This window comes from uncultured Propionibacterium sp. (assembly GCF_963539965.1).
In the GTDB taxonomy this organism is placed as follows: domain Bacteria; phylum Actinomycetota; class Actinomycetes; order Propionibacteriales; family Propionibacteriaceae; genus Propionibacterium.
In genome coordinates this window covers 1-11541 of sequence record NZ_CAUTOU010000066.1, presented here as the reverse complement: position 1 = coordinate 11541, position 11541 = coordinate 1, and the positions used below count along the sequence as shown (strand labels likewise).

Below are 11541 nucleotides of genomic sequence, written 5' to 3'. Positions count from 1 at the left end.
CGCCGGCCTGCGCCGCCCGCCGGTCGGCGAGCGGGGCATCCGCGTCGGGACGGCGCTGGCGGCCGTCGCCTCCCGGCCCGGGCAGGGGGCTCTCGCGCGGCCCGAACGGGCCGAGGAGGCCGATACCGGACCCCGTCTTCCCCCGGCGGCTCCTGAACCGGCCTGCTCCGGGACCGACGGCCCCGTGCTGGTGCGGCTCGGCTCGTCCGCCGGGAGCCCGGTGAGCATCGACCTGCTGACCCGCGGTCTGCTGACCGTCGAGGCGGCGCACGCGGATCTCGCGGACGGCCTGCGGGCGTCACTGGCCATCCAGCTGTCCGACGAGTCGGCCCCTCCCGTGCAGGTGCGCGCCGGTCCCGGCTGCGCCTGGCTCTCGTGCCTGGACAGTCCGCGGATCGCTGCGGCGCCGACCGGCGTACAGCTCCGGCGGGACCTGGAGCGCCTCGTCGCCGAGCGCTCCGCCCTGCTGGAGGACGGCGGGGATGCCGCCGCGTTGAGAGCGGACCCGCAGCTGGGCGAGGCGTGGGAGCCGGTCGTCTTCCTGCTCGACGAGCCCTGCGGGTTCAGCGCCGACGAGCTCACCCGGGTCGGCGCCTGCGCCCTCGCCCCGCCCTCCCCGGGCGAACCGGCCGATCTCGAGCTGGCCGAGCGGTGGGCCGGGATCGACGGCCGGGAGCTCGCCCCCGAGCTCGTCATGGCACCCGCGCGCCGCGGCATCGAGGAGCTCTTCGACGCCGCCGACAGCACCGATTTCACGAAGGCCTGGTGGTGGACGAGCGACCCCGGCCTTCCCGACGACATCGTGCCCCTGCGCAGGGGCATCGCACCCGCGTCCAGCCAGGAGCCCACCGTGCCACCCGACCCCGTCCCCGATCCCGTCCCACCGGCTCCGTTCCTGCGGCTTCTCGGCCCCGTCGAGCTGCTGGGCGCACGGGGCGCCCGCCCGGCACGGGCCGTGCGCCAGTGCCAGGAGTACTGCGCCTGGATCCTCGCCAACCCGGCCGGGACCGCGGCCCGAATGACACGCGAGCTGCTCGTGGCCGACACCACCCGGCGCTCGAACATGTCACGGCTGCGCACCTGGCTCGGCGCCGACGAGGACGGCGAGCCCTACCTGCCCGACGCCTACAGCGGCCGCATCACGCTGCACCCGCAGGTGACCTCCGACTGGGAGCAGCTGCAACTGCTCATCACGCCGGGCGTCAACCGGGTCGTCGATGCGGTACTGGAGCGGGCCCTGGCGATGGTGCGCGGCGCCCCGCTGGCCGACGCGGCCCCCGGCGAGTGGGCATGGGCCGAGCAGATGCGCTCGGACATGGTCTCGGCGATCCGCGACATCGGCGTCGAGCTGGGCGGCCGCCGCCTTGATCGTGGCGAGTTCGGCCAGGCGCGACGCGCGGCGGCCACGGCCCTGGCAGCCGCACCGGACGACGAGCGCCTCCTGCAGGTGCTGCTGCGCGCCGAGCACCTGGCGGGCAACCGGCCCGAGGCGGAGCGGCTCGTCCTGCAGATCACCCGGCAGGCCAGAACCATCGGCACGGACCTGCAGGAGGAGACGATAGCCCTTCTGCAGGAGGTGGTGGAGGGCCGCAAGCGGGCGCGTCTGGCCTAGCCGGTGGGCCCAGCCGGTCGCCGGGCAGGCGGCACCGAGGCGCAGCCCCGGCGCTCACCGGCGGCCGGGATCGGGCAGGCTCCTCACGCCGACGGCTCCCTGCCCACCGCCGCGACGATCGGGCGCAGGTCCATCCACCACTGCTTGCGGGGACGGCGCTTGACGGTGTTGACGCGCTCGGTCATGTGCGCCAGCGGGTAGTCCTCGATCCGGCCGCCGCTCAAGCCGATGTAGCGCGCCACCGGCTCCTCGGCCTCGAACTCGCGGGCCAGCACGTCCAGCGCCGCCGCGGCCATGCGCGTGGCCAGCAGGCGATCGGCCGGGCTGGGCTCGCCGCCCTGCTGCACATGGCCGATGATGTTCGTCCGCACGTCGTACAGGCCGTGGCTCTCGCCCTCGAACAGGCGCCCCAGGAAGTCGGTCGTGTACTCTGCCGAGGCCATCTCGGAGCGCACCGCCAGGAACAGGCGGCGGCCGCGGCCGAACGAGTCGCGCAGCCAGCGCACGTCCTGGTTGAGCTGGTCGAGGCCGATGCCGTCCTCGTTGAGGTAGATGCGCTCGGCGCCGCCGGCCAGGCCGCCCATGAGCGCCAGGTAGCCGCATCGGCGGCCCATCGTCTCGACGACGAAGGCCCTCGTCGTGGCGGCGCCCGACTGCTTGATGCGATCGATGTCGTCCACGATCTCGTTGAGCGCCGAGTCGGCGCCGATGGCCTGGTCGCTGCCCGGCAGGTTGTTGTCGATGGTGGCCGGCACGCAGACGATCGGGATGCGGAAGGCCGGGTAGCGGTCGGTCTCGCCCTGCATCAGATAGGCCGCCTGGTAGGCGTTCCAGCCGCCGACCACCATGAGGGCGTCCACCCGGTGGTCCTCCAGCGCCCGGCTGATCGCGTAGAACTGCTCGACGCTGGGCACATCGCGGCGCAGCCCCAGTTCGGCGCCGCCGGCACCGACCCAGCCCTCGACGTCCTCCCAGCCGAGCTCGTCGATCTCGCCGCGCAGCAGGCCGGTGAAGCCGCTGTGCACGCCCAGCATCGTGTAGCCGCGCGCCGTGCCCAGGCGCACGGCCGCGCGAGCGGCGGCGTTCATGCCCGGGGCAAGGCCGCCGGCATGCAGGATCGCCACGCGCTGGGAGTCGTCGTCCTTGGGATCGTCCTCCGCCGCCACGCGGTTCGGGTGCGTCAGCTCCTCGAAGATCCGGGCCATGTCGGTGAAGTCCTCGCTGCGCAGCCCCATCGCCGCGTCGTAGTCGCCGGCCGCGATGAGCTCGGGCACCCGACGGGTCCTCGCGACCGCCTCGACCAGCGGCAGCCGCACGACGCCCGAGCCCCGGATGCCCAGCACCATGCCCTCGGTACTGGCGCCGGCGGTGAGCACCTCGATGGCCGCCGAGTGGCCCAGCCAGGTGCTGGCCCAGCGGTCGTAGGCGCTCGGCTTGCCACCGCGCTGCACATGACCAAGATTGGTCAGGCGCGCCTCCTCGCCGTTGATGCGGCTGATCGCCTCGCGCACGTACTCGCTCGTGATCGGTTCGCCCGTGCGGTCCTGCGCTCCCTCGGCGACGACGACGATCGACTCGCGCCGGCCCGCGGCCCGGCCGCGACGCAGCTCGGCGCACATCCGCTCCTCCCAGCCGTCCTCCGGCGGCAGCTCGGGGATGAGCACGTAGTCGGCGCCGCCGGCGACGGCGCTCATCAGCGCCAGGTAGCCGCAGTGGCGGCCCATGACCTCGATGACGAAGCAGCGCTGGTGGCTGGCGGCGGTGGCGGTGATGGCGTCGATCGCATCGACGATGCGGTGCAGGGCGGAGTCGGCCCCGATCGTCGAGTCCGTGCCCACCAGGTCGTTGTCGATCGAGCCGACTAGGCCGGCGATCATGAGGGCCGGGTGCGCGGCGGCCATCTCGGGACTGATGAGCCCCGCGCCGGCCAGCTCGTCCATGAGCCCGGGCCATTCGCCCCGGAAGGCGTCCAGGCCGGTCAGCGAGCCGTCGCCGCCGATCACGACCAGGCGGTCTATTCCTCGTTCCACGAGGTTCTTCGCGGCTCTCATGCGTCCCTCGCGGGTGCGGAACTCCTTCGAGCGGAAGGTTCCGATGGCCGTTCCGCCCTTGCCCAGGACGTTGCCCGCGTCGTTCCACGTGAAACGCCGGATGGATTCGCCGCCGTCGACCAGGCCCTGGTAGCCCTCGTAGACCGCGTAGACCTCGGCGCCGCGGCTGATCGCGGTGCGCGCGACTCCTCGGACGGCGGCGTTCATGCCCTGCGCGTCACCGCCGGAGGTGAGCACGGCGAGGCGGGCTGGATTGGCGGCTGCGGTGTCGGTCATGGCTCAATTCTCACCCGTGGCCGGGACGACGATCCGGGCGCGGGGTGGTTTCCGCCGGTTTCACCCCGTGCGGGGACCCTCCGGAGTCCTCGGGGCTGAGCATCCGCCGAAGGACGACCGGCCCGGTCTGAGTCGGGCGCTCGGCGTGGGCCGGGGTTCATTGTTGCGGTGGCGCTCGTCGGGGACCGGCGGGCGCCGTCGTTCGTTGTGAGGGGCGGGTCCGGTCTTCGGGCGCCCGTGGAGGATCTCCTGGTGCCCAGGCCATTCCGACCACCGAGAATCGTGGCCTGCGGGCCCGTGGAGGGCTCGGGTCTCCCGTTCCGCCTCGGGGAGGCCGGTGCCGTGGCCAGCGCGAGCGCGGTGGGTTTTGCTCCGGCACGGTCGGCGTGCTGGAGCACGTGGCCCTGTGCGCTCGTGGCGGGTCCTGCGTCGTGACGGGGCGGGGCCCGCCGGCGGCCGTGTCGCGTGCCTCTGTCGGGGGCCCGGGCTCCGTCCCTTGGGGGGTCCCCCTGGTTCTTCCCCCTACTGGGGCCGGGCCGGTTCGGGGAGCCTGTGGCGCCTGTCGGTGCCCGGGTTTAGCGTTCTGGTCCAGCGGCCGTGCACCTCCTATGCGGCCGTTGTGAGGTGTTCTCGTGGCTGAGTATTCGGGCAGGCTGGGAGCCTACGACGAGCCGGTGCCGTTCGACGATGCGACGGCGGACGCGTTGAAAGCAGCGGCGACGGCGCTGTCGAGCACCCTGACGGGCCAGGCGGCCTCGCGGTCATCGTGGGCGTCGACGGCGTCGGCGGAGTTCCGGGGGCATTACGCGGACGTGTTCGACTCGAACAGCAAAGCTGCTTGTGATGACTGCTCGAACATCGCGTCGGCGTTGGACGCGTTGGCGGCTGATGTTCAGACGATGAAGGACGCGGCCGCGTCGGAGCGGGATCGGCGCCGGCAGGCGAAACAGTGGGCGGACCGGCAGGCCGACCGGAATCCCCTTGAAGTGGTGAAGGACTGGTTCACCAACGACGACCAGCCCCCGGCGGGCCCGCCCGCGGCCCCGGTCGTGAACGCGCAGGCCCCGACCGTCAGCACGTGGTCCGAACCCGCATCCGGGGCCGCCGGGGCAGTGAGCTCGGCCCGCCCGGACGACCTGCGCACTTATTCGTCGAGTGACCGGCGCCAATGACACGGTCACGTGACACGGTCACGACCCAGAAGGGCGCCCTCGACGGCGCCATCGCCGATTTCGCGGACAAGTGCTCGTGGTGCGGCATCGACGCGTCGGGGATCACGACCGCGCTGATCTCGTTCGGGTCGAACAACTCGAACGAGGTCCGGTGGGTCGACACGGTCGCGGCGGCGTTCGAGGCCGCCGGCGGGACGGGGGCGATCTCGATCGTCTCCGACGCGTCGATCGATGCCTCGTTGCAGGCGGCGGGCGTGGACCAGACTCGCACGCCGTTGGACGTGGCGGCCCCGTCGATCCAGGGCGACCCCCAGACCTCCGGCTACGCGGACGACCCGGTGAACACGACGACCGGCAACTTCGTGGAGCCGGAGACCGACCTTTCGTTCACCGGCGGGTGCGCCTCGCTCGGGTTCGAGCGCATGTACAACTCCCTGTCGGCCGGCATCGGGGCGTTCGGGCCGGGCTGGGCGTCGACCGCCGACCAGCGGCTGGCCATCGACGAGGATGGCGCGACGTGGGTGCAGCCGTCGGGTCGGCACATCACCTTCGGCCGGCTGGGGAATGGCTGGGACCGGGCCGACGGCGACAACTACTGGCTCCACACCAACCCCGGCACCACTGCTGGCACCGGCACTGCCGCCGAAGCCGGCGTCGGTACCGGCGGTGCTGCTGCTACCGGGGGCCTTCCCGCCACCACCACGGAGGCCGCCGTCCCCGATGATGCTGCTGGTGCCGGTGACGCCTCCACCGGTGCTGTCGACGCTGCCGTTGCTGGTGGCATGGCCGCCGGTGAGCGTGCCGGGGACGCCTCTCCCGCCGCTTCTGCCCCCGCCGGCGCTTCCGCTACGGGCTCCAGCGCCGCCTCCGTGGGTGCTGCTGGTGGGTTCGTGGTGTCGGACAATGCGGGTGGCCGGTGGGTGTTCGACCGTGCGGGCCGGCCGGTGTCGGTGGGCCGGGGTGCGGGGACCCGGGTGGACTACGAGTGGGACGGTGACCGGCTCACCGGCCTCACCCACGAACGGGGCCGGGCCATCACCATCGAGTGGAACGACCAGCGCACGCGGATCGCCGCCCTGGTGGCATCGGATGGCCGCCGCGTCGACTACGCGTACGACCCGGCCGGGCGGCTCGTGGCGGCCCAGACCACCGGCGGCGGGACCCGCCGGTACGAGTGGAACGAGCAGGGCCTCATCGCCCGGGTCGTTGATCCTGATGGTGTGGTCGAGGTCGAGAACACCTACAACTACCGCGGGCAGGTCACATCGCAGCGGTCGGCGTTCGGCCGCGTCTCGCACTACACGTACCTGCCCGGGAACATCACCCAGGTCGCCGATGGGGATGGGGGCCGGGCGAACACGTGGATCCACGACCAGAGGGGCCGCCTCGTCGGCATGATCGACACCGACGGGAACCGGCAGTCCATCGGTTGGGACCGGTGGGGCAACCGGGTGCAGGTGACGGGCCGTGACGGAGCGATGACTGTTTGCCGGTACGACGGGCTGGGCCGGCTGGTCACGCGCCTCGAAGCGTCCGGTGCCCGGTCGGATTACGAGTGGGACGGCCTGGACCGGGTGGTGCGGGTCACCGTCACCGACACCACCACCAGCAGCAAGACCGGCAGCGGCAGTGGCGTCGGCGGGGCTGCTGCGGGGGCGTCCGCCACCGGCGGGGCCGGTGGGCAGAACGGGCCGGCGGTCACAACGTATGGATATGAGGGGTCTGCCCGGAATCCGTCGACGGTGACGGACCCGGAGGGCGGGGTGTCCCGGCTGGTCTGGGATCGGGGTCTGCTCGTCGAGGCGGTGGATCCGGCCGGTGTGCGGGTGCGGCTGGGCCATGACGAGCACGGGGATCTGGTGTCGTCGACTGACGCGGACGGGAATGTGGCCCGTCTGGTGCGTGACGGGGCGGGCCGGGTGGTCGCGGCGGTGACCCCGCTGGGCCACCGCACCGAGTACCGGTACGACCCGGCGGGCCGGCTGGCCTCCCGCCGCGATCCGGACGGGGCCATCTGGCGGTGGGAGCACACTGCCGGGGGCCAGCTGACGGCGACGGTGGACCCGGCGGGCGGGCGCACCGTGGTGGAGTATGGGCCGAACGGGGTCGAGGAGGTCACGACGGACCCGTTGGGGCGGCGTCTGGAGCAGGAGTGGGACGATCTGGGCAACCTGGCCGGGACGGTCCTGCCGGACGGGTCCCGGTGGGGGTTCGGTTATGACGGGCTGGGCCGGCTGCGTCAGGTGACGGACGCGGCCGGGGGCAGGGCCGAGCTGTCGTACGACGCGTGCGGGAACCTGACCGGTACTGTCGACCCGACCGGGGTCGTGCAGTCCTTCACGTACGACGAGGCGGGCCTGCCGGTGCGGGCGGCCGATCCGGGATCGGCGCGTGCTGCCCGTCGGGACGGGCTGGGCCGGGTGGTCGAGGAGACCGGTGAGGATGGTTCGGTCACTCGGGTGCGGTATGACCGGTGCGGGCGTCCGGCGGAGGTCACCGACGAGGTCGGCGGGTTGACGCGTGTCGAGCGTGACGCGGCGGGCCGTCCGGTACGGGTCAGGCAGCCGGGCGGGAAGTGCTTCGGTTACGAGTACGACGCGTGCGGCCGGTGGGCGGCCACGGTCAGTACGGGCGGGCGCCGGTACGAGCTCACCTATGACGCGGACGGCCGGGTCGTCTCGGAGAGGTGGCCGACCGGTGAGCGCGTCACGTCACGGTTCGACGCGTGCGGGCGGATCATCGAGCGGGTCGAGCCGGGCCGGGGCCGGACCCGGTTCGGTCACGACCGGTGCGGGCGGATCAGCTGGGTGCGGGACACGTGGAACGGGCACCGCCGGTTCGGCTACGACACGGCCGGGCAGCTGGTCTCGGTGACGGACGCGCTGGGCGGGACCACTCGGTTCGAGTACGACGGGTCCGGACACCGGGTCGGGCTGGTCGACCCGATGGGCGGGCGGACCGTGTGCACCTGCGACCCGATGGGCCGGCCTCTCAGCATGACCGGGCCGGACGGGCGGACCACCCGTTACCGGTGGGATGCGTCGGGCCGGCCGGCGGCCCGGGTGGACGGGGCCGGCAGACGACTCGAGTTCACCTATGACGCGTCGGGCCGGTTGAGCAGCGCTCTCGCGGACGGGGCCCCGCTGGTGTCCCGGATGCTGGACTTCGGGGCCCGTACCCTCACCCTGACGGGTCGGGGCGGACGCACGGACACTCTGGTGTGGGACGGGGCGGGCCGGCTGGTCGAGCGGCGCCGCGGCGACCAGACGGTGCGGTGGGGCTACAACGCCGACGGGCTGCGCACCTCGATGACACACCCGGACGGTTCGGTCACCCGGTACGAGTACGACACCGACAACCGGGTCAGCGCCGTCGAGCATCCCGGCCTCGGACGGGCCACCATCGCCCGCGACGAGATCGGCCGCGTCACCGCGCTGGACGCCGACGGGCTCCACGCGCGCTGGGCCTGGCAGGCCGGCGGGCTGGTGTCCCATGAAGTGAACCGGCGCGGGTTCATCCAGTCCACCGGTTTCGAACACGACACCGACGGACGCGTCACCGCGCGGACCGTGGACGGTATCCGTACCGAATACACGTACGACGCGGCTGGCCAGCTCGTCGCGTCCCGCGACAGCGAGGGATTCACCGGCGCGTGGCGGTGGGACCCGAACGGGCGTCTGACCCGTCACGAGTACGACGGCCGGGTCACCGAGTACGCCTATGACCCGGCGGGCCGGCTGCGCGCCAGCCGTGACCGGCGCGGCGAGACCGTCTACGACTACGACGGTGCGGGACGCCGGGTTCACGAGACCGGGCCCGACGGGGAACGCCTGTTCGGCTGGGACGGTCGCGGCCGGCTGGAATCGGTCACCGAGATCATCCATGACGGGGACCGGGTCCGGGCCCGGATCCGTCGTCTCGACGTGGACCCGCTCGGTGAACTCGCCGCGGTCGATGACCTGCCCGTGTGGTGGGACACCGCCGCCGGCGGTGGCGCCATGACCGGTCTCGGGGACGTCCCGGTCATCGACGTGGCGGGCGCCGGTGTCGGTCTCGGCGGCCCCGAACCCGACTGGCTGACCAGCGCCCGCCGCACCCGGGACGGCCGGCCCGCCGACCCCTGGCAGAGCCCCCGCACGGCCAGCACAGCCGGCACGGGCGGGTGGTTGCCCGACGGGGTCGGCCTGGCCGCCACGGGCGGGCTGGTCATCGCCGGGATGGAATGGACCGGCGCCAGGGTCTACGATCCGGCCACGGCCGCCTTCCTGTCCCCCGACCCGATCCCGCCGGTGCTCGGGGCCAGCTGGGCCGCCAACCCGTACTCGTACGCCGGGAACGACCCGGTCAACCTGTCCGACCCGGCCGGCCTGCACCCGCTGACCGACGCGGACCTGAACGCCTGGCGCGACCAGCACAAGACCGGCCTCGCCGCGGCCGGGGACTGGGTCGGCAACAACTGGGAGTACATCGCGGCCGGCGCCGCGGTCGTGGCCGGTGTCGCGCTCATGTGCACCGGTGTCGGGGCCGGGGCCGGGCTCGGGCTCATGGCCGCGTCCGGGGCCCTGCTGTCCGGCGGGGTCAGCATCGCCGCCCAGAAGCACTCCAACGGCTCGGTCGACTGGGGCCGGGTCGGTATCGACACCGCTATCGGCGCCGTCTCGGGCCTGGCCGGCGGCGGCGCCTACGCCGGCGTCAGAGCCGCCACCGGGTCCATGACCTCGTGCCTGGGCCGCAACGTTCTGGCCGGCGCCGTGTCCGGGGCCGCAGACGGCGGCTTGTCCGGGGGCCTGACCTACCTGACCGGGCCCGGCCCCCACACCACGGGTGGTCTTGCGCAGGCCACCGGCGGCGGGGCCCTGGGAGGAGGGGGCCTTGGCGCCGCGGGCGGTGCTCTCTCGAAGGTCTCCGGGGTCACCGAGATCGGCTGCTTCCGCGCCGGCACCCAAGTCCTCATGGCCGACGGCACCACCAAGAACATCGAGGACGTCACCGAAGGCGACCGGGTCGCCTCCACCGACCCCGACACCGGACGGGACACCACCAGCCGCGTCGAACGCGCCTTCACCCACGACAAGGTCGCGACCCTGCGCGTGTCCACCACCGCCGGTGAACTCGTCACCACCACCAACCACCCCCTCTACGTCGAGGGCAAGGGCTTCACTCCCGCCGGCCGGCTCCACCAGGGCGACCTGCTCCGCGGACCCGATGGCACCACCACCGAAGTCACCACCATCCAATCCACCGGCACAGCCGAAACCGTCCACAACCTCGGCGTCGCAGGCACCCACAACTACTACGTCCGCACCGGCACCCGCTGGACCCTCGCCCACAACAGCGGGACCCCCACCAAGACCTGCGAGGAAGTCACCCGGAAGGTCCAGGAACTCGCCCAGGCAGAAGCGGACAAGGGAATGCAAGCCCTCCGCAGCGGGTTCAGCCCGGAACAGACAACGGCCCTCAAAGAAACGCCCTACTTGGACAGGATGTATGCTGGAACAGAGATCCACAACGGTGTTCGGGATCAGATCGAAGAAATGTTCCCGGGTGTGACGTACAATCCGAACAAGGGTCCTGATTTCAGGATTCCGAAGGAGTTGAGCGGGGCGGATGCCGACGAGTTCGTCGAGTTGACCACCCCGGGGCAGGTCCCCGTCCATCAGCGGAGGGCCGCGAGGGATCCCCGTTATGAGGGCGTCCAGTACGCGACGTACGAGATCCCGTGAGAGGGCGCGTGGTCGTGCAGGAGGAGGGTTCTGGTATGACGTCGATCGGGGAGTTCCGGGCGGACAGGATCGGGCAGCCCGGTGGCATGATGATCGTCGACAGGGTGCTCGAGGGCGTGGACTTCAGCGGGCTGAGGATCGACTACTTCAGCGTACGCAATTCCACGCTCCGCGGCTGCGACTTCCGCAAGATACGGATCCAGTCGGCGGTGTGGGGCGGCGGCAGCCCAGCCGTGTTCGAGGGCTGCGTCTTCGACGGCGCCAGGATCGTGTTCAACGTTGACTTGGGAGTCGTTTTCCGTAATTGCTCGTTCCGGAACGTGATCCTGAGCCACTGGGGATTCAAGGAGATCGCGCTGGTGGGGTGCGCGTTCACGGGGCGCCTGCGTCATTGCGCTTTCAACGGCCGCGCCAGTTACGAGCCCGACGCGCCCGCCAACACGATCCACGACAACGACTTCAGCGGGGCCGAGTTCATCGATGCGGAGTTCCGGTGGGGCGTCGACCTCACCCGCCAGAAACTCCCGGAAGGCCCCGACGTGTTCTACGCCGAGGACGCAGCCACCACCATCACCACCGCCCAGAACCGCCTCGACCGGATCACCGACACAACACTCCGCAAGGACATGGAAAACAAACTGGAGGTCCTCGCCCGGTACCCCCGACTCGGACAGGAACAGCTGTTCGTGACCAAGGGCACCTTCTCA

5 protein-coding genes are annotated in these 11541 nt (G+C 72.2%); 4 read left to right on the top strand and 1 reads right to left on the bottom strand.

All coding sequences use genetic code 11. From position 1 onward, the window contains the following. Positions 1–1612, top strand: a 1612-nt coding sequence (locus R2N01_RS09695; RefSeq protein ID WP_316670637.1) for a bacterial transcriptional activator domain-containing protein, incomplete at its 5' end; no start/stop codon positions are given. 83 nt (positions 1613–1695) lie between these two features. Here R2N01_RS09695 and R2N01_RS09690 read toward each other — a convergent pair. Next, entirely contained in the window at positions 1696–3939 is a 2244-nt protein-coding gene (locus R2N01_RS09690; RefSeq protein ID WP_316670635.1) for a 6-phosphofructokinase, read from the bottom strand. Between the two features lie 632 nt (positions 3940–4571). Here R2N01_RS09690 and R2N01_RS09685 point away from each other — a divergent pair. From R2N01_RS09685 to R2N01_RS09675, 3 genes are all read left to right on the top strand, one after another. After that, a complete protein-coding gene (locus tag R2N01_RS09685; RefSeq protein ID WP_316670633.1) occupies positions 4572–5111 on the top strand; it encodes a hypothetical protein in 540 nt (179 codons plus the stop codon). Continuing rightward, complete coding sequence (locus tag R2N01_RS09680; RefSeq protein ID WP_316670632.1) at positions 5108–10834, top strand: DUF6531 domain-containing protein; 5727 nt, start codon at positions 5108–5110, stop codon at positions 10832–10834. Before R2N01_RS09685 ends, R2N01_RS09680 begins: the two co-directional genes overlap by 4 nt. 35 nt (positions 10835–10869) lie before the next feature. After that, a partial coding sequence (locus tag R2N01_RS09675; RefSeq protein ID WP_399553274.1) for a pentapeptide repeat-containing protein occupies positions 10870–11541 on the top strand: 672 nt, incomplete at its 3' end.

Coding starts and splice junctions, on each gene's coding strand:
- R2N01_RS09680 (WP_316670632.1), top strand. CDS start 5,108: ATGACACGGTCACGTGACACGGTCACGACCCAGAAGGGCGCCCTCGAC.
- R2N01_RS09690 (WP_316670635.1), bottom strand. CDS start 3,939: ATGACCGACACCGCAGCCGCCAATCCAGCCCGCCTCGCCGTGCTCACC.